Annotated in this window: 21 protein-coding genes and 2 tRNA genes; 3 read left to right on the plus strand and 20 right to left on the minus strand. The window is 36.4% G+C overall.

All coding sequences use genetic code 11. The features are described from left to right. Positions 1-10 precede the first annotated feature (10 nt). The 5 genes from G581_RS0108025 to yedE form a co-directional block, all read right to left on the minus strand. Positions 11-934, minus strand: coding sequence for a hypothetical protein (locus tag G581_RS0108025; RefSeq protein ID WP_028845381.1), 924 nt, complete (start codon positions 932-934; stop codon positions 11-13). A 66-nt stretch (positions 935-1000) separates the two neighbouring features. After that, positions 1001-1867 (minus strand): NAD(P)H-hydrate dehydratase, encoded by an 867-nt coding sequence (locus tag G581_RS0108030; RefSeq protein WP_028845382.1) that lies wholly within the window; start codon positions 1865-1867, stop codon positions 1001-1003. Next, on the minus strand, positions 1852-2397 hold the full coding sequence (locus tag G581_RS0108035) for a putative Se/S carrier protein (RefSeq protein WP_028845383.1): 546 nt from the start codon (positions 2395-2397) through the stop codon (positions 1852-1854). The genes G581_RS0108030 and G581_RS0108035 overlap by 16 nt, the downstream gene beginning before the upstream one ends. Beyond that, a complete protein-coding gene (locus G581_RS0108040; RefSeq protein ID WP_028845384.1) occupies positions 2398-2616 on the minus strand; it encodes a sulfurtransferase TusA family protein in 219 nt (72 codons plus the stop codon). Between the two features lie 4 nt (positions 2617-2620). Further along, complete coding sequence (gene yedE, locus G581_RS0108045) at positions 2621-3712, minus strand: YedE family putative selenium transporter (RefSeq protein WP_028845385.1); 1092 nt, start codon at positions 3710-3712, stop codon at positions 2621-2623. A gap of 199 nt (positions 3713-3911) precedes the next feature. Between yedE and G581_RS0108050 the strand changes: the two genes are divergently transcribed. Then, on the plus strand, positions 3912-4280 hold the full coding sequence (locus G581_RS0108050) for a DnaJ family domain-containing protein (protein WP_028845386.1): 369 nt from the start codon (positions 3912-3914) through the stop codon (positions 4278-4280). A gap of 278 nt (positions 4281-4558) precedes the next feature. On the opposite strand, the gene G581_RS12360 is transcribed toward G581_RS0108050, so the two are convergent. The 5 genes from G581_RS12360 to G581_RS0108075 all read right to left on the minus strand — a co-directional run bounded on the left by G581_RS12360 (position 4559) and on the right by G581_RS0108075 (position 9739). Further along, on the minus strand, positions 4559-4687 hold the full coding sequence (locus tag G581_RS12360) for a hypothetical protein (RefSeq protein WP_275574445.1): 129 nt from the start codon (positions 4685-4687) through the stop codon (positions 4559-4561). A 45-nt stretch (positions 4688-4732) separates the two neighbouring features. Further along, positions 4733-7639: a caspase family protein gene (locus G581_RS0108060; RefSeq protein ID WP_028845387.1), complete on the minus strand. Its 2907-nt coding sequence runs from the start codon at positions 7637-7639 to the stop codon at positions 4733-4735. 362 nt (positions 7640-8001) lie between these two features. After that, a complete protein-coding gene (locus tag G581_RS0108065) occupies positions 8002-9216 on the minus strand; it encodes an MFS transporter (protein ID WP_028845388.1) in 1215 nt (404 codons plus the stop codon). Between the two features lie 15 nt (positions 9217-9231). Next, the gene (locus G581_RS0108070; RefSeq protein WP_028845389.1) at positions 9232-9429 is read right to left on the minus strand and encodes a helix-turn-helix domain-containing protein; all 198 of its coding nucleotides are present in this window, start codon (positions 9427-9429) and stop codon (positions 9232-9234) included. 222 nt (positions 9430-9651) lie between these two features. Continuing rightward, positions 9652-9739 (minus strand) — tRNA-Ser (locus G581_RS0108075). Between the two features lie 26 nt (positions 9740-9765). Here G581_RS0108075 and mnmA point away from each other — a divergent pair. Continuing rightward, positions 9766-10797, plus strand: a complete 1032-nt coding sequence (gene mnmA, locus G581_RS0108080) for a tRNA 2-thiouridine(34) synthase MnmA (protein ID WP_028845390.1) — start codon at positions 9766-9768, stop codon at positions 10795-10797. Here the strand turns inward: mnmA and argC are convergent. The 3 genes from argC to rplM are packed head-to-tail and all read right to left on the minus strand — an operon-like array spanning position 10772 to position 12655. Continuing rightward, complete coding sequence (argC, locus tag G581_RS0108085; RefSeq protein ID WP_028845391.1) at positions 10772-11812, minus strand: N-acetyl-gamma-glutamyl-phosphate reductase; 1041 nt, start codon at positions 11810-11812, stop codon at positions 10772-10774. The two genes, mnmA and argC, sit on opposite strands and share 26 nt — an antisense overlap. A 1-nt stretch (position 11813) precedes the next feature. Then, positions 11814-12206, minus strand: a complete 393-nt coding sequence (rpsI, locus tag G581_RS0108090; protein WP_028845392.1) for a 30S ribosomal protein S9 — start codon at positions 12204-12206, stop codon at positions 11814-11816. 17 nt (positions 12207-12223) lie between these two features. Beyond that, positions 12224-12655: a 50S ribosomal protein L13 gene (gene rplM, locus G581_RS0108095; protein ID WP_028845393.1), complete on the minus strand. Its 432-nt coding sequence runs from the start codon at positions 12653-12655 to the stop codon at positions 12224-12226. Between the two features lie 186 nt (positions 12656-12841). Here rplM and G581_RS0108100 point away from each other — a divergent pair. Continuing rightward, positions 12842-12915 (plus strand) — tRNA-Arg (locus tag G581_RS0108100). Between the two features lie 22 nt (positions 12916-12937). Here G581_RS0108100 and G581_RS0108105 read toward each other — a convergent pair. The 7 genes from G581_RS0108105 to G581_RS11090 all read right to left on the minus strand — a co-directional run bounded on the left by G581_RS0108105 (position 12938) and on the right by G581_RS11090 (position 23063). Then, positions 12938-13900: a fibronectin type III domain-containing protein gene (locus G581_RS0108105; protein WP_028845394.1), complete on the minus strand. Its 963-nt coding sequence runs from the start codon at positions 13898-13900 to the stop codon at positions 12938-12940. Beyond that, a complete protein-coding gene (argH, locus tag G581_RS0108110) occupies positions 13900-15276 on the minus strand; it encodes an argininosuccinate lyase (RefSeq protein ID WP_028845395.1) in 1377 nt (458 codons plus the stop codon). Before argH ends, G581_RS0108105 begins: the two co-directional genes overlap by 1 nt. Continuing rightward, a complete protein-coding gene (gene fusA / locus G581_RS0108115; RefSeq protein WP_028845396.1) occupies positions 15273-17369 on the minus strand; it encodes an elongation factor G in 2097 nt (698 codons plus the stop codon). Before fusA ends, argH begins: the two co-directional genes overlap by 4 nt. Positions 17370-17465: 96 nt before the next feature. Continuing rightward, positions 17466-18758, minus strand: coding sequence for an adenylosuccinate lyase (purB, locus tag G581_RS0108120; protein WP_028845397.1), 1293 nt, complete (start codon positions 18756-18758; stop codon positions 17466-17468). Further along, positions 18755-19660 carry a tRNA pseudouridine(55) synthase TruB gene (gene truB, locus G581_RS11085; protein ID WP_051179079.1) on the minus strand — a complete coding sequence of 302 codons (906 nt, stop codon included), beginning with the start codon at positions 19658-19660 and terminating at the stop codon, positions 18755-18757. The genes purB and truB overlap by 4 nt, the downstream gene beginning before the upstream one ends. Beyond that, complete coding sequence (locus tag G581_RS0108130) at positions 19657-21720, minus strand: LPS-assembly protein LptD (protein WP_028845398.1); 2064 nt, start codon at positions 21718-21720, stop codon at positions 19657-19659. Before G581_RS0108130 ends, truB begins: the two co-directional genes overlap by 4 nt. Next, complete coding sequence (locus tag G581_RS11090) at positions 21717-23063, minus strand: bifunctional folylpolyglutamate synthase/dihydrofolate synthase (RefSeq protein ID WP_051179081.1); 1347 nt, start codon at positions 23061-23063, stop codon at positions 21717-21719. Before G581_RS11090 ends, G581_RS0108130 begins: the two co-directional genes overlap by 4 nt. Positions 23064-23066 lie beyond the last annotated feature (3 nt).

Raw genomic sequence — 23066 nt, forward strand, 5'->3', positions numbered from 1 at the left:
TCAATCCCTCCTAAAAAGTTTTATTTATATCGACTATTTTTAATACTTTAAAACTGTAATTTTTTAAATCATCAAGATTGACAAGATCAAGAACTGCCATAGCATTGCTGAAAAATACAAACATGCTCGCACCCTTTAAGAAAACTTCTGGATTATCACTCTGTAAAAATTCAAGAGAATTACCATCTTTTACAAACCCTATACCGTGTGATGTCTTATAAAAAACTCCAGCTTCATTTGAATAAAACAACTCTAAAATATCCTCTCTTGGATGTTCATAAAACAATCTGCGTTTATCATTTAAAAACTCTTCAATTTGTCTGCCTGTAGCTAAAAACAGATGAGATCCAGTTCCTGTTAGTGCATTTACTGGTTTATTAGAAACAAGGATTCTATTAAAATTTTTTCTGAGTGGATTAAAAAGAAAAATCTCGTATTTGCCTGTTTTTGAGTTCCTGGCAACTGCATAAAGTGAATTACCACTACCTTTAAAAATTCTTCCATCATTAAAAGGCAGTGTAGCAATTTGTTTTAAAGACGCTTGAGGGATGTCTGTTTTTTCTAATTTTTCATTATCAATATCAATATAGTAAACAGCCCTTCCATCTGAGAAAATTAAAACACCATTATCAAGGCATATCATTTCTTTAAATGGTTGATTAAATTTCACAATATAACCACTAAGCGGATTAAAGAGAAGTTTCCCGCTATATGCTATTAGAGGATTGTTCTTATAATCAACAACAAATTGAATGTTTTCACTTGATACATCAGGTGGTCTGTCTTTGTCACCTGGAACTAATATCCATTTTATCTTTACAAGACTTGTTTCAGGTAAGACAATAACCGTTCTTGGTATAAAATGAAGCTTCTCAGCATATACAAATGTAGAAAAAAGCAGTATAAAAATTATTATCAGATTTTTGTATCTCATGCATAAGTGTATCATATACATATTGAGTGGTCAAGTGAAAATTACCAGATAAAAACCCCGGCCTGTTTACATCTCCTCTAATTTGATTAATGATATAAAAGCATCTGGAATTTTTTGTATTATTTCATATATCTGAGTTGAAGGATCTGGACAGGATAGCTTTCCAGCAATCCTGTTAACTTTTGATCCTAGAACACATGCTTCATCTGGTACAATCCCGGAGTCAATCAATGCTGAAACTATTCCGGTCAGACTGTCACCTGTTCCTCCAATTGCTTCAAGCTCTTCAAGAATTGGTTCTGATACCACATCTATAATTTCGCCATCCTTTACAATGTAGTCTTTTTTGCCTTTAACTATCAGATAGTTCGCTGCATTTTTATATATGTATGCCCTTTGAATTAGCCTTTCAACATTATTTTCATCCTGAAGCAGAAACCCTCGAGTGTAGAATGGATGAGGAGCTTCTTCATCAGCCAGAAAAGCAAGTTCTCCAGCATCTGGAGTGAATAAATCAAAGGATTGAGCATTGCCACTCATCTTTGCTGCATACATAAAACCTGCATCAGCAATTAAGAATGGCTTATGTTTTAAATTCTCAAGAGCTAAAAGAATCTTGTTACACCAGTCAGCATCAGGAATGATGTAGTGAAATGTCAATGTGTCAAAACTTCTCTTTTTTATATCTTCGATAAAATATTCATAAAGTTTCCTGCTTCCATACCCTTTCCCGGTATCTCCAACAAGATAAACATACGGATTTTCTTTGTTTAAAACTTCAAGAATCTTGCATGCTGATGCAATTAAAGCAGGGGTACCTCTTTGAATTGAAATCCTTTTCTGATCAATAACCAAAACATCATTTTCTATCCCTGCTTGTCCGGATAAAATATAGAAGCTTTCATCTGGCACTGTTCCTATGACTGCAAGCATAGTTGTTTTATTTTATCATATGCCAACTGAAGAGCATAGCCACAGAGAGTATGTCCGAGCTGTCTTGGTTCAGGTGCGTTATCAAGTCTTTTCCCAACAAGTTCTGCTGCAAGATAAGGAACATCAGGACATCCTCCACCTGATATATTCACTATTGTCAGGGTTGATTTCTGAATTGTTATTTTCATATTTGCAGCTCTTACCATCAAAAAATTTCCATAATCCTTAACATGAAAAAGATCAACTGGTTTTAAATTACCTTCCAGAGATGGCAAGAACTCAAGTGGTTCAATATCTCGAGATTCAAGAGCATTCAGAACTCCCATTGCTTCAACGATAAGAAATTCTATCGCAAGATCGCAACCTTTTCTTATATGAGCAGGAGGTCCAACCACTTTCACATTAAATCCGTGTTTTTTGAGAATATTTTCAGCTTTTATAACCTCTGATGTATTCTCAAATATAAGAATTCCACGATCAGCAGATGATTCTTTTTTTTCATTTTTAAATAGATTTTTGAAAAATTTCATCTATTCTTTCCCGATTTTAATCTTATAACCTGAGCTCTCTTCATTTACCTCTAAAACCTGCCATCCCATTGATTGAGCGGCTCTCATTACATTTTCTTTTGATGTATCTGTATCAACGAGAATTTCTATCTCAGCACTGCCAGATTTTTTAATAGCCTCAAGAGTCAAAAGAACAGGTTCAGGGCAGGAAAGACCTCTTGCGTCAATAGTTTCGCTCATTTTGTTACCTCCTTCTCATAGTTAAACCTATTATTATACAGACAACTAACCCTATTATTGTTGCTATAGCACCATTTGGACCGATTCCTGCTGGAGAGCTTGCAAGTCCGAAATTATGTGAAATGGCCGCACCAACAATCATGCCAGAAGCAAATACTGCTGCATCAGCATCTCCCTCGCCTGATAGAAATAACTGCCTGCCAGGACAACCCCCTGAAAGTGAAAATGCAAGCCCTGCGAGGGTCATTCCTAAAAAATTCCATAACTGCATTGTGTGGGCAATTGGTTGCCCTGCAAATCCTGGATTAAACTGTCCAAGCAAAAGATTTGTAGCCAATGCTGCAATAAAGAATGCTGCTACACCTGAAAATAAATGACCCTGTTTAAAAAGGATCAGATCTCTGAATGCTCCCATTGTACAAAATCTGCTTCTCTGAGCAAGAATGCCTATAAGCAGAGCTGCTGATAAGGACACTGCTAAAGGAGCATGTTGCGAACCCGGACCTTTCAAGCTATAAAACAAAATCATTCCACGTGCCTGATCTGGTGGCTGAGGGTCAATGAATAAAAGAACTAATAGACCAAACATTAACAGAGGGAACGCCACTCCTGCCATCTTTGACGGAGCAGGTTGGGTTTTTCCAAGTGAGTATCCAGCCTTTAAAAATCTTGTTCCCAGCCATATTCCAGATATAAGCCCGAGCAAACCAGATATTGCATTGCCGTCTCCACCTGCAAGTCTTAAAATAGTTCTCCATGGGCATCCAAGAAATACCAGAGCACCGATCATTGCAAACATCCCAAGAATAAACCTTATAAATGGTGCTGAACCTCCACGTGGCCTGTATTCTTTAAAAGCAAGAGCTGATAAAAATGCACCAAGAACAAAAGCTATTATTTCAGGCCTTAAATACTGAACAACTGATGCTCTATGAAGCCCAAGAGCACCTGCTATGTCTCTTTCCATACAGGCAACACAGATACCCATATTGGGAGGATTTCCAAATTTTTGAAGCAAAGGAGCGAGAACTCCAATAACAAGACCAACAAAAATAATGCCCCATCGAGTAGCAAAGAAATTTTTAAATCCCTCCATGTAACTCCTCCACGAAATTTTTTGAATATTTTACTTAAATACAGCCAATATGTAAAATAGTTTTTACCTATTAATAAAGATTTATCGATAGATTTTTTAGATAAATGTGTTTGACACAACTATCACTGAAATTTCTTTATATTTAAATAATTGAGATCTATTTGACAATGCAGAGATATTTTCTGCAAATTATAGATTAATGGACATATTTGAAAAAATTGCTGAACAAAAAATTCGTGAAGCCATTGAACAGGGTCTCTTTGATGATTTACCAAATAAAGGCAGGCCTCTTAAGCTGGAAGACTTTACCTGGGTTCCAGAGGACTTGAAAATTGCATATAAGGTTCTTAAAAATGCAGGATATATTCCGCCGGAGATGGAAATTCGAAAAGAAATAATAGATTTAAAAGAGCTTCTTAAAACAATAGATGACAATCAGGAACGAATAAAAAAAATAAGAGAGCTCAACTTTAAACTGCTTAAATTTAATATCGGAAGAAAACGACCTTTTTATCCTGAAGATTTCCCTGAGTATGAAGAAAAGATAATCAGAAAATTCATTGAATAACGGAGAGGGAGGGATTCGAACTTTCTTTGAAGAAAATCCTAATACCGGTTTTTAATTGTCGCCATACAGTCGGCAATCCTGCCCAGCATTCCCGTGTCTACTAAATTGTAGCAAGATCAAACCGTTACTTAAAAACAAAACAGATGCAGTTGCAAAAATCATAAGCCATAAAAATGGTCACTTAAAATAAAGGATATCAATACCATTCCCCCCTTAAAAAAATTCAGCATATAACTACCAGTTTAAAAAGAGACTGCGCATAATAGTAAATTGCTTCATTATATCTTTTTTTCTTTATACGCCTTATCTGCAAGCTTCCATAGTCTTTCTGTCTCGCTTTTAGGTTGAGCAAAAATAGTAAGGGGAAACAATAGAATAATTGCTAATATGAAAACTTCTCTAAGCATTTATCCCCCCATTTAAGTCCAGCCATCTTTATTGACATTTCTATCTTACCTAACCACTGCTATTGGAAAATCTGGTACTGTCTGGGGCTTTGTTGTTGTAGGTGTTTGTTTTCCATGTGTTAGCTCTTTTACTCTTTCTGAAATATATAAGTCAAGCATGTTTATAGTAATCTTACCCGTTTTTTCATAATCTGCCCCGCCATTTAATCCTTCTACAACCGCTTTCGTAAACACTCCATTTCCCCAAGCATGGTCTTCAAGAGAATACTGTCTTCCAGTAGAAGAAGCAAAGACTACCACACCGTTTTCCGCACTTGCAAGTTCGTTGGCTACCGCATTAATATCGGCTATTCCCCTTTTTGCTCCCATTACATTGCCAGAATGGCAGGTATCTACAAACATAATCACCTTTCCAGCCAATGATACCACTGTGTTTTTAATGTCTGAAAAGGCTACCCCTGTCCTTTTTAGTTTTTCTGTGTCTGTATTTACTGATAAAAAGTAGTAGTTCCCTCCCTGGTCGTTTACCCCATGTCCTGCTAAAAATACCATTGCTACATCCTTGCTCGTTGTCTCCTTCTGTAGCCACTCAAGTCCATCAAGGATATTATCTTTTGTAGCCTTCTCATCTGTAAGGAGTTTTACCACCACATCCCTGTAAAGTTTGACCTTTTGTTTTTTCATCGCTTCTACAAAATCTTTGGCGTCCTTTGAGGCATACTGAAGGGTTAAAGTTTTGTCCTGATATTTGCTTACTCCTATGGCAAGGATGTATAACTTTGGCTTTATTGCAAACTCTTCTTTTCTTTCTCCCTTCCATTTTACCCTTATTGTTGCAGGCTCACTGGCTGAAAATCTATTCTCTGCTATGATCGATATCTCTGAATCACTCTCTGGAATAGTTATTTTTATCTCTTGGGTGCTTTCATCTTTCCCTGTTATTTTTATCCCTCTTTCTGTTGAGTCAGGTCTTCCATCTATAAGGGCTTTTATAGTTGTTACTGGTTCACCTGAAGGATTTCTTATGCTGAATCTTACAGTAATCTCACTTTTTGAAACCTCTTCTCCATCATGGGGACTTATTATGGTTACAACTGGTGGTAGCATCTCTTTGATTGATACAGCTATGGTCTTTCTTCCTGATTCTTCATTGGCAATTCTTATAGCTTCTCCTTCATCAAGGGTCTGGAATATTTTCGCTATAACATCAGGTCTATAGTACTTGTTTCTAAATTTTGATACAGGGAATACATCTGCTGAAGCATTGTTTCCATTGTTTATATGCCAAACAATTAGGTCTTCTGCTCCTGGTGAGGCATCATAATAACCAGAGGGTGTCCAGATAATCCATCTTTTTCTGTCATTATGAGGAAAAAGAGCAAGAATTTCCTTTCCATCATTCATCCTATACCATCTGATTGTCCCGTCGCCAAAGGCTGCAACTGCCACTTTTCCATTACCAGAGATATTTACACTCCACGCAATTTGAGGTGCAGGGACCTCCCATATTTGATTTCCCTTTTTGTCAAAAAGGTAAAGATTCCAGTCTGTTCCTAAAAGTAATTTTGTGCCATCAGGTGAAATAGCAACACTTCTTGAGAACTCATAAGGCTTAAGTTTAAGAGCAATGCCATTTACTTTGGGATTATATGAATCTTGCCAGTCAGTAATCCTTAAATCTTCTGTAGAGTTAACAGAAGGGCTAAGTATTTGAGATTCCTTAGAGACAGTATCAACATCTATCTTAAGCCCCCTCTCAATAACAGAGAATATGGCAGGGGATTTACCCCACACTTCATATCCAAACTTAACTATTGAGCCATCATAGGATATAAGAAATTCTTCTAAGTTACCTCTAAAGTCTGCAATAGCTGGTGTTTTGTAAATTAACTTTCTGTCAGATGCATCAAATATACCAAAAGAGGGTTCTCCTGCCCCAAATACAATTCCATTGTTTTTAAGGGGAAGTATATGCATAATAGTGCTATCTGCTGCAGGTAGGTCTATGTAGCTTCCCTTTCCTTCACCTGACCAACGGCGGATGATAAATTTTTCTAAAATGTTGTTTTCGTACTCTCCTCCTGCATAAAGATATTTACCATCATATGACCAGGTAACACTTATTAAACTACCATTATCAACTCCCACTGTATCGGGTGAGTAAAGATAAGATAGGTCTTTGCCTGAGTAGACATCTACTTTTGTTGAATCACCAAATCCTACAGCAATTTTAGAGCCATCAGGTGAAAAACTAACACCATAAGGCTCTTTGCCACCTTTTGTTTTTACCTTTCTGATTGACTTAAAATTCCGGTCATAGAGCCGAATGTAGCCATCATAAGATGTGGCTACAAGCCTACCATTTATGTCAAAGTCAATACCATAAACACTACCCCCATAAGCCAGATCTTGTGTAACTACTTTATCCACTATTTTAACTACTTTATCGTTAGCTACAGTATCAGCAATATGGAAGATTATTATGCCATTGGCAAGTCCTGCAGCAAGAAATCTGCCATCCTTTGAGTAAGCTAAATGATCAATAGTAGATAGACCTGTGATTTTTGTAATAAGTAAGTCATTTTCTAAATTAAAAACATAGATTGAATTAGAACCATGCCATTCATATCCTGTCGAGCCACCTGCAGCAATGGTCTTTGCATCAGGTGAGATGGCAACTGAATATATCTTTCCTTCATCTCCTTCTCCTATGGGTGGTCTTATAGTCTTTAAGAGCCTCCCCCTTGATAGCTCCCAAACACGAATAGTTTTGTCATCTGAGCCTGTTACAAGATAGCGGTTTTCAGCATCTATAGAGATTTTCCTTATTGTTGCTGTATGCATGCCTGTTTCTATGCGAAGGATGGGGTCAGCAGGTGGTTCGGAGGCTATGGTGAAGTTATGAAGTGAAAAAATCATCGAAAAGACTAAAAAAACTAGTCTTTTAATCATTTTTATGCACCTCTCTATATATTTTTATATATAGTCTTATCTCTGTGTCTACTAAATTGTAGCAAGATTAGTTATGATACAAAATTATTTTGATAATGTAAAGAGAATTTTATGGAGTTTAATTTTAAATGCCCGCGTACTCGAGGGCGGGATAAGAGCATTCATCTTTTTTCTATTCTAAAAATCATCGGATCGCTCACGAAGCGAGCAATGCGGACGGGCAAAAAGTCAGCTTCCGGATGTTCATCAAAAAAGGTTCGGACTTTGTCTAAAAGGTACCGCCAATTTACGATTTCAAGTTTTTCTCAGGCGTTAGCCCGCGAAAAAAATCTTACAGATTTTGTTCTTTGGCGGCAAATTCTTCATTTGATTTCCTTTTTCATCATATAAAATACTGGAATAGCCATCAACTCTACGGCGGTTAGAAAAATAATCAAGATTGGGATGGAATAATCATACAAAAACCCGGCGAGAGTTCCGCCAATGAAAAAAGCCAAACCAAGAGAAAAATTAAAAATTCCATATGCCGTTGATCTTTTGGCAAGAGGGGTCATATCGGCAACCGCCGCTTTCATAATGACTTCCTGCAGCCCCATGCCAAAACCAAAAAGCACTGTTCCAACAATAATAAAACCCAATGTTTTGGAAAAAATAAAAATCGGAACGAGGGCAGAGGTTATCGGTATGGCAAGCAACAATACCAGCCCACTGTTATGGTTCCCCGAACGGTTATTGAGCTTGTCGTATAATTTTCCCATGGCCAAACCCGCAATAGCATCAACCGCTCCTATTGCTGTAGCATACAGAAGGGGAATATACGCGTCATGCAAAATACCATATTTTTTTAAATGGAAACCGACCAAAGCAAAACTGACAAACCCGACCGTGGTAATGAAAACAAATAGAGCATAGAGCCAAAATACTTTCGGCAATTTTTTTTCATCATCGCCTTTTTGCTGAACAATCGTTTCTAATTTTTCCGAATTCTTAAATCGTGTGTAGGTAAACCAAAGCATCCCCAAAAGCAGAATATAAGGCAACCAGGTATAACTAAATCCTTGCTGATACGCGGCAATTACGTTTTGGCCGGAAACAACGCCAGCAAGCACAAAGGAAAAAATCAACGGCCCGATAACCGCGCCGATCTGATCAATAAATTCAGCTATACCAAAAGTATAACCACTGCCGATTTGTTTTGACGCATGGGATACAATAGTGTCACGTGCCGGAGTGCGAACACCCTTGCCAATTCTTTCCAAAATTATCAAGATTGCGACTATCTGCCATATGCCGGTTAAAGAAATCAGTGGTACGGATATTAAAAGGCCATATCCAACTATGGTAAACAGCCAATATGATTTTGTTTTATCGGCGAAAAATCCGGAAGCGAGACGAAAAAGGTAGCCCAATAATTCACCTAAACCCACGATAAAGCCAACCGTTGCCGCATTTACTCCAAGTATCTGCAAATACTGTCCGCTTACTCCGCGAGCACCCTCATAAATAATGTCGCCGAGCAAACTAATAATCCCAAGAAAGATAATTAGTTGGAATGCTTTTTTTCTAAGTTCGCTCATAGTGATCAAAGTTCTTTATTTCAGTAAATCTTCAATGGCAACACCGAGGGCTTTCGCAATCTTAGCTATTAGCTGAACGCCAGGCTTCTTTACAAAATCACCCTCAATCTTTGCGAGCGTAGAGTATTTAAGCCCGGCTTTCCACGCCGAGTCATCTTGGCTTAATCCTTGCTTCGTTCTTAATTTTTTTATATTTTCCCCAGTAGTTACCATAGTATCCTATTTTTGAGAGTATAAAAATATGTTATACTTCTCTCAACAAGTTTATGATAACAAATTTTTTGATTTCTAATAAGAAAAGCCCGCTTCTAGCATTCCGCTTTGCGGAACAAAGACAAAAAATTTAATTTTGCACCTAAAATCGGCTGGAGAGCCCTCGCAGAGAGCGCAGCATACCTTGTCCAAAATTTCTGCCAAAATCCAGAAAGTAAAAATTGGCGGAGAGGGAGGGATTCGAACCCTCGGTGGTCTACACCACAGCGGTTTTCGAGACCGCCCCATTCGTCCACTCTGGCACCTCTCCAGTTATAATAAATTATAGCACCCGGAATGAAAATGAAAAAAGTGGTCGTTGCAATGAGTGGAGGAGTTGATTCTTCTACTGCAGCCTATTTATTGATAAAGCAGGGAATGGCTGTGGAAGGAGTATTTTTCGTGCTTTTTGATAATCCATCCAATCTGGAATTAGCCGCGCAAACAGCAAGGTTTTTAGGAATAAAGCTTCATATTAAAGATTTAAGAGAATACTTCAAAGAAAAAGTTATTGACCCTTTTTTTGAAGGTTACTCACAAGGAATCACTCCAAATCCCTGTATTATATGTAACAGATATATCAAATTTCATGTTTTAGCAAAACTAGCGGATTTAACAAAAGCCCAATTTATTGCAACCGGACACTATGCAAGAATTTCAAAGGAGAATGACAATGTTTTTCTACTTAAAGGTGTTGATAATAAAAAAGACCAATCTTATTTTTTATATGGAATAGATAAATCACTGCTAAATCATATTATTTTTCCATTAGGACAGTATACAAAAGATGAAGTAAAAAAAATTGCCGAAACATTGGACCTTCCTTCAAAAGTGGCAGAGGAAAGCTTAGAAATATGTTTTTTAAGAGAAAAAAAATACTATGAGATGATGAAGGCCGCATCTGGACCTATAATTGAAAAATCAACAGGTAAAACAGTTGGTCAGCATGGAGGAATTCATCTCTTTACAATTGGCCAGAGAAAGAGAATCGGTGTTTCAGTTGGATATCCTGCCTATGTTGTTCAGATAGAACCATCTATAAATGCTGTTTACATTGCATCCAGAAAAGATGCCTATATGAGAGAGTTTTATGTTGACGATTCTAACTGGCTTTGTGAACCAGCAGAAAATAAATTCAAATGTGAAGTAAAGATTCGTTATGCCATGAAACCAGAAAGAGCCAGTATTACTCTGATTAACAATCACCGGCTTAAAATAACCTTTGATAATCCTCAGTTTGCACCAACACCAGGACAGAGTGCTGTTTTTTATGAAGGTGAAAAAGTTCTCGGTGGAGGTGTGATTACGGAATTAGTGCAAGATTCTTAAGAGCTTTTGTTTCATCAATCCCAAACATGATATTCATGTTCTGCACCGCCTGTCCTGAAGCACCTTTTATAAGGTTGTCTATTGCTGAGATAAGAATTAATCGCCTGGTTCTCTGATTAACCACCGCGGTTATGAAGCAGTAGTTTGTTCCCCTTACATATTTGATGGATGGAAGCTGTCCATCAGTCATTATATGAATAAATGGTTCGTTTTGATAGAATTCTTTGAGAATATCGATTGCATCAGAAGTCTTCAAACTTTTTTTCAGCTTTGCATAAATTGTTGATAAAATTCCACGATTCAAAGGAAGCAGATGTGTTGTAAAATCAATAGTTAAAGGTTTAGCTACTATACTGCTTAATTCCTGCTCGATCTCAGGAGTATGCCTGTGCTTTGCTATATTATAGGCTCTGAAGTCCTCGTTTACCTCACAAAAACTAATACTGATATCAGCCTTTCTTCCTGATCCAGACACTCCTGATTTTGAGTCTGCAACAATTGTGTCTGGTTCAATCAATCCTGCTTTTAAAAAAGGATAAAGCGGAAGAATTACACTTGTTGGATAACATCCAGGATTAGCTATGAGCTGAGCTTTTTTAATCTGCTCTCTGTATATCTCGGACAATCCATATACTGCTTTTTCAAGCAATTCCGGATATAAATGTTGAGTTTTATACCATGTTTCATATACTGATGCATCTTTAATTCTGAAATCAGCAGAGAGATCTATTATTTTTCTTCCAGCATCCATAAGAGCAGATGCCACTTCCTGGGATTTTCCATGTGGAAGAGCAAGAAAATAAACATCAGCTCTATTTCTGATTTCTTCAAGCTTGAGATTTTCAAATTCAAGGTTTTTATAAATAAAAAAAGCAGGGAAAAGTTCATTCACAGCTACCCCTGCTGATTTTTCTGAAGTAACACCAACTATTTCAACATCATCATGCCCTGCAAGAATTCGTAAGAGCTCGCTTCCAGTATAACCACTTCCACCACATATAAAAACTCTGAGCATTTTATCTCTTTGAGAACTGAAATCTCTTTCTTGCCTTTGGCTGTCCGTATTTCTTTCTTTCTACTTCTCTTGGATCTCTTGTAAGAAGTCCTTCTTTTTTAAGTTTAGGTTTGACATCTGGATTAAGACTGACCAGAGCTCTTGCAATTCCATGCCTTATTGCTCCTGCCTGACCACTCAACCCACCTCCATCCACATTGACAATTGCATCATATTTGCCTGTTACTCCTGCCACATGAAAAGGCTGATAAAGAAGCATTCTTAAAGTTTCTCTCTGGAAATACTCCTCAATGGGTTTATCATTTACTGTAATTTTTCCAGAGCCAGGCACCAAAATAACTCTTGCAACTGACCTTTTTCTTCTTCCAGTAGCCAAATTATCAATTGAAGCCATAATTTTTCACCTCAAATCTAACTTATTTTAAGAGGCTCGGGTTTTTGAGCTTTATGAGGATGCTCTGAGCCTCTGTAAACTTTTAATTTTTTAATCATTTTCCTGCCCAGTCTTGTTTTGGGAAGCATGCCCCATACAGCATCAACAATCACTTCTTCAGGTTCTTTTGCCAATCTGTCTTTAAGAGTTTCAGATTTAAGACTACCAATATATCCTGTATGATGATAGTAAACCTTATCAGTAAGTTTTTTACCTGTTATTTTGACCTTTTCAGCATTAATAACAACAACAAAATCTCCATCATCCACGTTTGGAGTATAAGTTGGTTTGTTTTTCCCCATTAAAATTTTTGCAATTCTTGATGCAAATCTTCCAAGCGTCTGTCCATCAGCATCAAAAACATACCATTTTCTATCAACTTCTTCTTTCTTTACAAATGCTGTCCTCATTTTTATTCATCACCTCAAAAGAATTTTTATCAGCATTAAAAATATAAATTACCTTAAAAAGGACCAATTTGTCAATTAAGCATATTTCCCGGCATTGTTAACATTTATATTTAAACTCAAAAACCTGCACACTATCTTCATTAGGTTTTTTGGAATTTTAATTTGGTTTTTGCTATAATTTTTTTAGCCCCCTTAGCTCAGTAGGATAGAGCACAGGTTTCCTAAACCTGGTGTCGCAGGTTCGATTCCTGCAGGGGGTATATAATCAATATGTTAAAAAATTTACCTAACATCAATCACCACTCCCTGGGTTTCAAAAGCAGGACCGACAACGGTTATCTTATATTTAAGATTGATTTCTTCATTATCAAGCCTCTTATAATCCGAATCAAAAAAGAGAGGAATGAGACTTTCACCAATTAATACAAAACCTCTCTCACTCATTCTGTAAATTCTGTATGCTTTAATCCATTTTTCCGGAATTTCTTTCCAAGAAATATAGACTCCATTTTCATTGACTGTCCAAAAAATCTCCTGTGGTTCAGAAGGAATAAATTCTTCAAGAGGAATGGTTATTTCAGTTCCTTGCCCTTCTATGTAAGTAGATTCTGTGGATACATAAGGGGTAACAAAATAAGTCAGAAATGTTAATGCGTAAGATTTAAACATTGAAGAGCTCATTTCATCAAGAAAAAAGCTTTTATCAGTTGAACCTTTTTTTATTTTTTCTTTAGTTGCTGAAATTCTGTAAATGTTAAACATCAATGAGTCTGAATCTTTATGTTTAGAATCATCAGAAAATTGCGCTTCATTTTGAAGATTCCAGGAAAGTAACACTCCATCAGGTGTTATTTGATAATTCAGCCTTTCAATTTCAGGTAGTTTTTTCGCTGCTATCATATTTTCAACTGGATCACTGTAAATGCCTTTCTTATTTACGGCAAAAATGCGATATTTATATGTCTGCCCAAAAGTGAAATCTTTATCTTCATAAGAACTTACGTCAGTCTCTAAAAAACCCAGAGATTTTTTCTGCCCATCACTTTCTCGTTCCAAAAGAAAACTGCTTATTTTCAGTTTATTTTTTTCAGGATAACTCCATGAAACCACAATTTTATCAGTAAAAGCTGACAGCTTGAGTTCTCTAACCGGCGATGGCTGAAGATAGTCTTCAAGTGTTGGATCCATTTTTTTCCCACAGCCTGCAATAAGAAACAAAATAAGAAAAAATATAAATGCTCTCACTATAATCCTGCTGTTTTTTTCAAAAGTTTTATCTGCTGTATTAACATCTGTTTTGAAGTGCTTCCATATGATTTTTTTGCTTCAATTGAACCACTTGCTGTAAGAATATTATAGACATCTTCTTCAATTTTATCGGAAAATTCTTTAAACTCTTTTATTTTCATTTCAGAAAGTTTTTTACCATGTTCAATACAGTGAAGAACGATCTTTCCTGTAATTTCATGAGCAAGCCTGAACGGTATTCCCTTTCGTACAAGGTATTCTGCGAGGTCTGTTGCAGTTGTGAATCCATCTTCTGCAGAGGATTCCAATTTTTCTCTATGAAATTTAATCTCAGGAAGCATCTCATTAATAATCCTGAGACTCAAGTTTACTGTGTCAATTGTGTCAAAAACAGGTTCCTTATCCTCCTGCATATCTCTGTTATATGCAAGTGGAAGTGCCTTCATTGTTGTAAGAAGTGAAATGAGGTTTCCATAGACTCGTCCTGTTTTCCCTCTTATTAACTCAGCAGGATCGGGATTTTTTTTCTGAGGCATCATGCTCGAGCCTGTTGTGAATCTATCAGGAAGCTCTATAAACTTGAACTCATCTGTTGACCATATAATCAGTTCTTCACAAAGTCTGCTTAGATGCATCATAACTACAGAACCTGCATATAAAACATCAAGAACAAAATCTCTATCAGATACAGCATCCATGCTGTTTGGAATCACTCCTTCAAATCCAAGTTCTCTTGCGGTAAACTCCCTGTCAATTGGTAAAGAACTTCCTGCAATGGCACATGCACCAAGAGGACACTGGTTGATCCTTTTTAAGCTCTCTTTAAATCGTTCGAGGTCTCTTTTTAACATCCATGCATAAGCTAAGAGATGATGTCCAAGAAGCACAGGTTGGGCTTTTTGCATATGAGTATATCCCGGCATTAATGTATCAATATTCTTTTCAGCAAGACTAATCAATGTTTTCTGTAAAGCATGTATTAACTCAACTATTTCAGATACTTCTTTCCGAAGATAAAGCCTTAAATCCGTAGCAACCTGGTCATTTCTTGAGCGGGCGGTGTGAAGTTTTGCGCCAGTAGCGCCAATTTTATCAATAAGTGCTCTTTCAATGTTCATATGAACATCTTCAAGCTCTGTTCTGAATACAAATCTTCCTTCTTCAATTTCTTTTGATATCTCCTGAAGACCCTCGATTAATTGATTTAGCTCTTTATCATCAATGATGCCCTGTTTGTGCAGCATCTTTGCATGTGCAATGCTGCCTTCAATATCCTCTTTCCAGAGTCTCCTGTCAAAAGAAACTGATTCAGAGAATTCTTCAAGGATTTTCGCTGTCTTATCTTTGAACCTTCCACCCCAGGGTTTTTTCATTCTTCTACCTTTGCCTGACGCTCTTTCTGTCTCTGCTCGATTATTTTCTGTGCTATATGTGATGGAACTTCTTCATAGTGGGAAAATTCCATTGAGTATATTCCTCTTCCCGATGTCATACTGTGAAGCTGATTTGCATATGTGAGCATCTCTGCCATAGGAATAAGAGCGATTATCTTTTGATTACCTCCTGCCTGAGGTTCCACTCCCTGAACTTTACCTCTTCTTGCATTGAGGTCTCCTATTACTGTTCCAAGCGTTTCATCTGGAACAATAATTTCTGCCTTCATGATTGGTTCAAGCAATACAGGTTTTGCATCCATAAATGCTTTTTTCAAAGCCATGGAACCTGCTATCTTAAATGCCATCTCTGATGAATCAACAGGATGGTAAGAACCATCATAAAGTGTGACTTTCAAATCTATTATAGGATAGTATGCAAGGATTCCCTCTTTCATTGTTTCAAGAATTCCTTTCTCAACAGCCGGACGATACTGCTGTGGAATTACACCTCCAACTATCTTATCCACAAATTGATATCCTTCACCTCTTGGAAGTGGCTCTATTTCTATCCAACAGTCTCCATACTGACCTCTTCCGCCTGACTGTTTTTTGTATTTACCCTGTGCCCTGGCAGTCGCCCTTATTGTTTCTCTGTATGGAACCTTGGGTGCCATGAGATTCACTTCAACACCGAACTTTCTCTTTAGTTTTTCAAGTGCAACTTCTATATGAACCTGTCCCATTCCGCTTAAAATCATATCTTTTGATTCCTCATCTCTTACAAACTTAAGAGTTGGATCTTCTTCAAGGAGTTTATGAAGTCCTGCACTTACTTTTTCTTCATCTCCTCTTGTTTTTGGTGCAATTGCAAAGGATATAATAGGCTCTGTAAATCTGACTTCAGAAAGCATTATGGGATTATTTTCATCACAGAGTGTATGCCCTGTTAATGTATCTTTAAGTTTAACAGTTGCGACAATCTCTCCAGGTCCGGCTTTCTGACATGGATTAAGAGTCTTGCCCATTACATAATAAATCTGTCCGATTCTCTCCTTTGTTCCTGTATTTGGATTTAAAACATTAGAATCAGCCTTAAGCACACCGGAGAATATTCTTATATAAGAAATTTTGCCAGTAAAAGGGTCAACTAAAGTTTTAAAAACATATCCTGTAAAAGGCTCTGACTCATCTGGTTGTCTTATAGCTTCTTTTGCATCTCTGGGATTTATTCCCTTTATTGGATAAATATTAGCTCTCTCTTTGGGATCTGGAAGTGTTAGTATTATACTGTCAAGTAATGCATCAACTCCTATCCCAAGCAATGCTGATCCTGCCAAAACAGGAATGAATCTTCTTGCAATGGATGCATCGTGCAATCCTTTTATTAACTCTTCCTCTGTCAATTCCTGACCTTCCAGATACTTTTCAAGAAGGCTGTCATCAAGCTCTGCAATCTTTTCGACAAACTTTTTCCTGTATTCTTCAACTCTGGCAGTTAATTCATCCGGAATTGGCGCTTCTTTTATAGATTTTCCATCCTGTAGTATCGCTCTTAAAGAAATTAAATCAACAATGCCTTTTAAATTATCTCCTTCTCCAATTGGCAGGGTTAAAGGAATTGCTTCCTGTCCGAAAACTTTTTCAATTTCCGCCACTGCTCTATCAAAGGATGAATTCTCTTTATCAAGTTTGTTCACAAAGACAACTCTTGGAAGATCATAATCATCACAATATTTCCAGATTCTTTCTGTTTCAGCCTTAACACCAGAAAGAGCACTTACTATAACAACAGCGCCATCCACAACTCTGAGAGCATTTTTCGTATCTTCAAGAAAGTTAACAAAACCGGGGGTGTCTATGATGTTAATTCTGTAATCTTTATAATCACAGTAAGCTACCTTGCAGCTCAGAGTCATATTTCTTGAAAGTTCTTCTGGCTCATAATCAATTACTTTTCCAGATGTCTCGCCTGTAACAACTCTGTCAATCTGTCCTGTTTTAAAAAGTATCTGTTCTGCAAGTTTTGTATTACCTGCACCTGCATGGGCAACAATTGCAATGTTTCTGATTTTTGTGATATCTCTACTCATAAAACCCTCCTCGATTTATAGATTCTTTAAGTCAAATTTTTCTAAATCTATTCTGTCATTAGTTTATTATTAATACCAAACATGAATAGGTTAAAATCACTCAAAAACTCTTTTATAGATATATTCAATATTTCTTGTGTAGTAGTTTAAATCAAAAATATCCTTTATTTCATCTTCACCAAGATATTTTTTTACTACTTTATCTTTTAATAACAGATCCATAAAAGATCTGCCTTCCTTCCAGCTCTGCATAGCATTTGATTGAACGATTTTATATGCTTCTTCACGAGTAAGACCCTTATCAACAAGAGCAAGCAACACTCTTTGAGAGTTGTATAATCCATAACTCAGATTGATATTTCTTAACATCCTTTCAGGATAAACTCTTAAATCCTTGATTATCCCATACAGTCTGGTTAGCATATAATCAACAAGAATACAGTTATCTGGAATAATCACTCTTTCAACAGAGGAATGAGAGATATCCCTGTCATGCCATAATGCAATGTTCTCAAAGCTTGCAAATGCATTACTACGAACAAGCCTTGCAAGTCCGCACAGATTCTCACATCCCACAGGGTTTCTTTTATGAGGCATGGCAGATGATCCTTTCTGTCCTTCAGTGAATGGTTCTTCTGCTTCAAAAACTTCAGTTCTCTGGAGATGCCTTATTTCCAGTGCAACCTTTTCCACTAATGCTGCAATCAAGGCAAGAACACTTAAAAACTCAGCATGTCTGTCTCTCTGTACAACCTGAGTTGCCACTGGTTCAGGTTTTAAATTCAGTTTACGAAGCGCAATGTCTTCAATTTCTGGAGGTATATTGGAAAATGTTCCAACAGCTCCTGAAATTTTTCCAATACTTATTCTATCGATTGCCGATTGAATTCTTTCAATGTTTCTGCTGGTTTCCTCATACCAGAGAGCAAATCTCAAACCAAATGATGTTGGCTCTGCATGAACACCATGACTCCTACCCATGCAAACAGTATCTTTATATTGGAAAGCCTTTTTTTTGAAGATTTCTTTAAGTTTAATAAGATCCTTGAGTATAAGATCTGATGCCTCTTTTATCTGCAAAGCCAGTGCTGTATCAACAACATCAGAAGACGTAAGTCCCATATGAATGTATCTTGATACCGGACCAACACTTTCAGCAACAGATGTAAGAAAGGCAATTACATCGTGTTTTACAGTTTTTTCGATCTCATCAATTCGTTGAATGTCAAAACTGGCTTTTTGTTTGATTTGCCTTAAAGCATCTGTTGGAATTTTACCAAGCTCAGCCCATGCCTCACAGACAGCAATCTCGACTTCAAGCCATTTTCTGAATTTGTTCTCCATGCTCCATATCTGTCCCATCTCTTTTCTTGTATACCTCGTAATCATTGATTGGCCTCCCGTATGATTCTTTCAGGTTTTATTATTATGCCATTACTGAGTCCTATTCCTAATATTCTACCGATTTTATCTTTTATTTTTACATAGCCAGCAGGTAAAATCCCGCTTGTTATTTTAATAAAATTTCCATTTAAAAATTTGCTCGCAAATGCATCCTGTATTGTAAGCGAAGGAAGAAAATACAATGCCTCATCTATGGTTAAAATGCTTTTCAAAAAATGAGAAGAGTTCCTACTATGCTCAGATGAACAAAATAATCGCAACTGCTCTAAATTAATTGAATTTTCTATTTTGAACTCTCCAATTCGTGTACGTACAAGCTCCACAATATGCGCTCCCACTCCTACATCAATTCCTATATCATAGCAAAGAGATCTTACATATGTTCCTTTACCACATATCACTCTGAACGTAACAAAAGGTGGCTGAAACTTCTCTACTGTTATTGATTTAATGAAAATTCTCTTGGGTTTTCTTTCGACCTCTACACCTTTCCTTGCAAACTTATGCAGAGGACTGCCATTCACTTTTACGGCTGAATACATTGGAGGGATCTGCATTATTTCACCGATGTATTTTTCTATTATTTTTTCAATATCTCTCCTATTAAGATCAAATTTTTCCACCACTCTGGTTATTTTCCCTTCAGCATCATAACTATCTGTCACCACACCAAACCTTGCTTTAAATACATACTCTTTTTCAAGATCCATAAGCATTGAAGTTATCTTTGTGGCTTCATTTAGACAGACAAGCAGTACTCCTGTTGCCATTGGATCAAGTGTACCAGAATGGCCGGCTTTTTTAATTTTTAGAATTCTTCTTACCTCAGTTACCGCATTCTGACTTGTAATACTTTTTGGTTTATCAAGAATTAAAACTGCGTTCATAAAAGTTTTATCGGACCACCCAATCCTTTCAATTCAAAACTTATGATAAAACTAAACTCTGATGTCTCTCTTCCATCTCTATAAATGGGTTTTCTTTTCAGTGATACAATACTTGCCCAGCATTTTTCAGCATATCTTACATCAAGCGATGTATCTCTCAATCTTTCTCCATGTTGTTTCTTGTCATAGTTTATATTGCCAGCAAATGACCATTTTTCAGTTAATTGCTTAACAATTGTCATTGAATAATTATTTATTCCTCCTGTATCTCCTTGATCACGGTACTGTCCTCTTATTGTAGGAGCCCACAGATAAGACGGGCTTACTGTATTATCTCTTGTGTATCTATGACCCAATGATATAGATGTTGTTGGATCAGGATTGAAACCTATCCAGTTATTAAATGTTTCTGTTCTTTTTTTTGTTATATTCTGATATGTATCAAATCCAAGGCTTATTTTCCAGAAAGAAAGTTTTGTTTCAAACAAAATAGGATAAAGATTGTCCCAGTCGTTTTTGGCTCTGAAATCATATACCTGAGCAATTCTTGCTTCAAGAGTAAACTTTCTAAAAATTAATTTATTATACACTCCTGCTCTTATAAGAGATGTATCCTCAATAAATTCTGCTTCCTCTAAAACTGGTGGTTTATTGTTAACTTCTATGAAAACTCCTTCAACAAATGGCTCAGCTATATGTGTAAAGTTTTCATTTCGATTGTAAAGCCTCATAGATCCCTTTACATCGTACTGCAACATCTCTCTGTGCGATGTATCTTCATAAGGCGAAGTATGGGTAAGGTCATAAAAAATTGATCTGGCACTTAAAGTCTGAGTTAGCCTTACACTGTCTCCCATCGTATAGCTCAATTTGGGATTAATCTGAAATCTCTGTCCTTTAAGCCCGTCTTCTTTATAAAATTCTCCAGCATTGATGTTAAAATTTGCAGTGAAAGGACCAATTTTAAATGGAGAAACAACATAGCCGAGCTCGGTTTTTAAAGGTGGACTTTCCCCGTCCCATCTTAAATCTTTCCATGCCTGACCGAGCAAATAAAATCTTGATTGGACTGCAGGAACAGATAGCTCAACTGAGGACTGCAGAAATCGGTCGTATTCAGCAGAAAGATCTTTGCCATAATCTTTAAAAAGAAAAGTTTTTGAAATCTGACGAGTATCTCCATATTCCCTATAAAAATCCTTTTTATTCACATAGTTCACATCTACAAGAAGGTCAATACCTCTAAATTTTTGAACATGAATACCTCGGATTTCAAAGAAGTCTTTGTCAATGTCTTTATCATTGATATTATAAACATGCCACATACCTTTTGTATCAAAATCAAGATACCTATATTCAAGACCCTTGCCCAGTCCGGTTTTTGAAAAATAATCAAGATAAAAAGTGGCGTCTTTATTACTGTCTATAACAAGGTAGTAAGCAGGACTGAAGCGAAATCCACGTGTATTAGAGTTACCAAATTTTAAAGGTAGAAATCCTGATTTACGATTGTTTCCTCCAGGTCCAGAAAATATAGGAGAAAATAAAACAGGTACATCTTTAACTTGAAATGTACTGAGTTTTGATACCACCGCGTCATCAACAACAAAATCTACAAATTCTCCTGTAAAACACCATGGTTGAGACTTGTCTGGCTCAGGCTCACAGGTTGAAACTTTAGCTTTCCTGGCTTTATACTTTATTTCACTTAATCGCTCAATTTCTTGAGCTCTAATCCAGAAATCCTGATCTTTTATATGAATTAGAGCATTTTTAAGAAGAGCAGTTTTTTTATCAATATTGAATTTACCCTCTTCTGCCCAGGCAGTCATTGTTGAATCGTTGTAATAAAAATCTTTGTATGCTTCTACCTCATTTGTTTTTTCGTAGTAAATTGCTTTTTGAGCTCTCATCTCAAAATTTGGATCAACCATATGAACATTTCCAGTTGCAACAGATTTCTGTTCTTCATCAAAATGTTCAAGTGTATCTGATGTTATCTCTATTGAGAATGCAAGGCAGGGCAGAAAAAGAACCAGTAAAACAATTAGCACTTTCATAACAACTCGCCCAATCCTTTATGCAATGACTTTTCACCGAAAAACTCTTTTATTTCACCGATCAGGTAAGATGAACCTGTACATAAAAGATAAAGATGAGGTTTTTCCCTGCAAACATTTAAAGCTTGTTTAAATGCTTGCTCAGAGTCAGTAACACAGGAGATTTGTATCCGAAAATCTCCATTGAGTTGCGATAAAAACTCATCAATCTTTAATGCTCTTTCATAAGCAGGAGTTGTAAAGAAAAAAGAATGTGCATAACCATCAAAATGTTTTATAACTCCTTTAAAATCTTTATCTTTCATTACTCCAAAAACAACAACCGGTTTTTTATCTGTAAGCATCTTAAGAGAACTCACAAGACTTTTCGCTGCATGAGGATTATGAGCAATATCAAGGATAATCAGTGGATCATGAGAAATAACCTCGAGTCTTCCATACATTTTTACATTTTTAAGCCCCTCTTTTATAGAATCTTCATTCCACTGAGGATATGAACGAATAAAAGCTTCCAAAGCCACAGATACATTTTCAAGCTGGTGAAAGCCTGTTAGGGGAAGGAATAGAGAAAAAATCCTTTTAGAATCCCTTTCAGGTTGAACAGTACAGTCAACTTTTTTCTGTATGCAGTTTTTAAAAAAACAAAAATCAAACCATAATCCTTCAAAACTCATTTTATTCAAGAAACTTAAAAAATCTTTACCATAGATATAAAAGTCGCTATTTAACTGTTTTGCCCTCTGTCTTAATAACTCTTCAACCTCAACCTGCTGGTTTGAGGAAACCACAGGAATGCCTTTTTTTATGATTCCTGCTTTTTCAAATGCAATGGATTTTATATCATTACCCAGAAATTTCTGATGATCAACGCCGATACTTGTAATTACAGAAATCTCTGGATTTACAACATTTGTTGCATCAAGTCTTCCTCCCATTCCTGTTTCAAGAACAGCGTATTCAATATTTTTTTCTTTAAAGTAAAGAAATGCCATAACAGTTATATACTCAAAAAATGTAAGATCCTCAGAATAAGGCTTGATTTTTTCAATAAGTCTTAAAATATCATCTTCGGATATTTCAATATCATTAACAACAATTCTTTCTGTAAATCTTGTAAGATGAGGCGATGTAAAAAGCCCAACATTGCATCCATGAGCTCTTAATAAATTATAAATTATTTTAGAAACTGAGCCTTTACCATTAGTCCCTGCAATATGAATAGATTTAAATTCTTTTTGAGGATTACCGAGTCGTTCAAGTGTAGAAAAAACTCTGTCAAGTCCTAGCTTTATTCCTTTAGTTCTTCTTTTATAAAGCTCATTTATTGTCTCTTTATATTCCATGAG

Origin of the sequence: Thermodesulfovibrio thiophilus DSM 17215, assembly GCF_000423865.1 — a bacterium.
GTDB classification, from domain to species: domain Bacteria; phylum Nitrospirota; class Thermodesulfovibrionia; order Thermodesulfovibrionales; family Thermodesulfovibrionaceae; genus Thermodesulfovibrio; species Thermodesulfovibrio thiophilus.

What these genes read in the sequence shown, in the direction of transcription:
- G581_RS12360 (WP_275574445.1), bottom strand. Translation starts at nt 4,687, where the DNA reads ATGCTTAGAGAAGTTTTCATATTAGCAATTATTCTATTGTTTCCCCTT.
- fusA (WP_028845396.1), bottom strand. Translation starts at nt 17,369, where the DNA reads ATGAGTAGAGATATCACAAAAATCAGAAACATTGCAATTGTTGCCCAT.
- truB (WP_051179079.1), bottom strand. Translation starts at nt 19,660, where the DNA reads ATGAACGCAGTTTTAATTCTTGATAAACCAAAAAGTATTACAAGTCAG.
- G581_RS0108030 (WP_028845382.1), bottom strand. Translation starts at nt 1,867, where the DNA reads ATGCTTGCAGTCATAGGAACAGTGCCAGATGAAAGCTTCTATATTTTA.
- G581_RS0108040 (WP_028845384.1), bottom strand. Translation starts at nt 2,616, where the DNA reads ATGAGCGAAACTATTGACGCAAGAGGTCTTTCCTGCCCTGAACCTGTT.
- argH (WP_028845395.1), bottom strand. Translation starts at nt 15,276, where the DNA reads ATGAAAAAACCCTGGGGTGGAAGGTTCAAAGATAAGACAGCGAAAATC.
- yedE (WP_028845385.1), bottom strand. Translation starts at nt 3,712, where the DNA reads ATGGAGGGATTTAAAAATTTCTTTGCTACTCGATGGGGCATTATTTTT.
- rpsI (WP_028845392.1), bottom strand. Translation starts at nt 12,206, where the DNA reads ATGGCTTCAATTGATAATTTGGCTACTGGAAGAAGAAAAAGGTCAGTT.
- G581_RS0108130 (WP_028845398.1), bottom strand. Translation starts at nt 21,720, where the DNA reads ATGAAAGTGCTAATTGTTTTACTGGTTCTTTTTCTGCCCTGCCTTGCA.
- G581_RS0108050 (WP_028845386.1), top strand. Translation starts at nt 3,912, where the DNA reads ATGGACATATTTGAAAAAATTGCTGAACAAAAAATTCGTGAAGCCATT.
- purB (WP_028845397.1), bottom strand. Translation starts at nt 18,758, where the DNA reads ATGATTACGAGGTATACAAGAAAAGAGATGGGACAGATATGGAGCATG.
- G581_RS0108070 (WP_028845389.1), bottom strand. Translation starts at nt 9,429, where the DNA reads ATGGTAACTACTGGGGAAAATATAAAAAAATTAAGAACGAAGCAAGGA.
- mnmA (WP_028845390.1), top strand. Translation starts at nt 9,766, where the DNA reads ATGAAAATGAAAAAAGTGGTCGTTGCAATGAGTGGAGGAGTTGATTCT.
- rplM (WP_028845393.1), bottom strand. Translation starts at nt 12,655, where the DNA reads ATGAGGACAGCATTTGTAAAGAAAGAAGAAGTTGATAGAAAATGGTAT.
- G581_RS0108035 (WP_028845383.1), bottom strand. Translation starts at nt 2,397, where the DNA reads ATGAAATTTTTCAAAAATCTATTTAAAAATGAAAAAAAAGAATCATCT.
- G581_RS11090 (WP_051179081.1), bottom strand. Translation starts at nt 23,063, where the DNA reads ATGGAATATAAAGAGACAATAAATGAGCTTTATAAAAGAAGAACTAAA.
- argC (WP_028845391.1), bottom strand. Translation starts at nt 11,812, where the DNA reads ATGCTCAGAGTTTTTATATGTGGTGGAAGTGGTTATACTGGAAGCGAG.
- G581_RS0108025 (WP_028845381.1), bottom strand. Translation starts at nt 934, where the DNA reads ATGAGATACAAAAATCTGATAATAATTTTTATACTGCTTTTTTCTACA.
- G581_RS0108060 (WP_028845387.1), bottom strand. Translation starts at nt 7,639, where the DNA reads ATGATTAAAAGACTAGTTTTTTTAGTCTTTTCGATGATTTTTTCACTT.
- G581_RS0108065 (WP_028845388.1), bottom strand. Translation starts at nt 9,216, where the DNA reads ATGAGCGAACTTAGAAAAAAAGCATTCCAACTAATTATCTTTCTTGGG.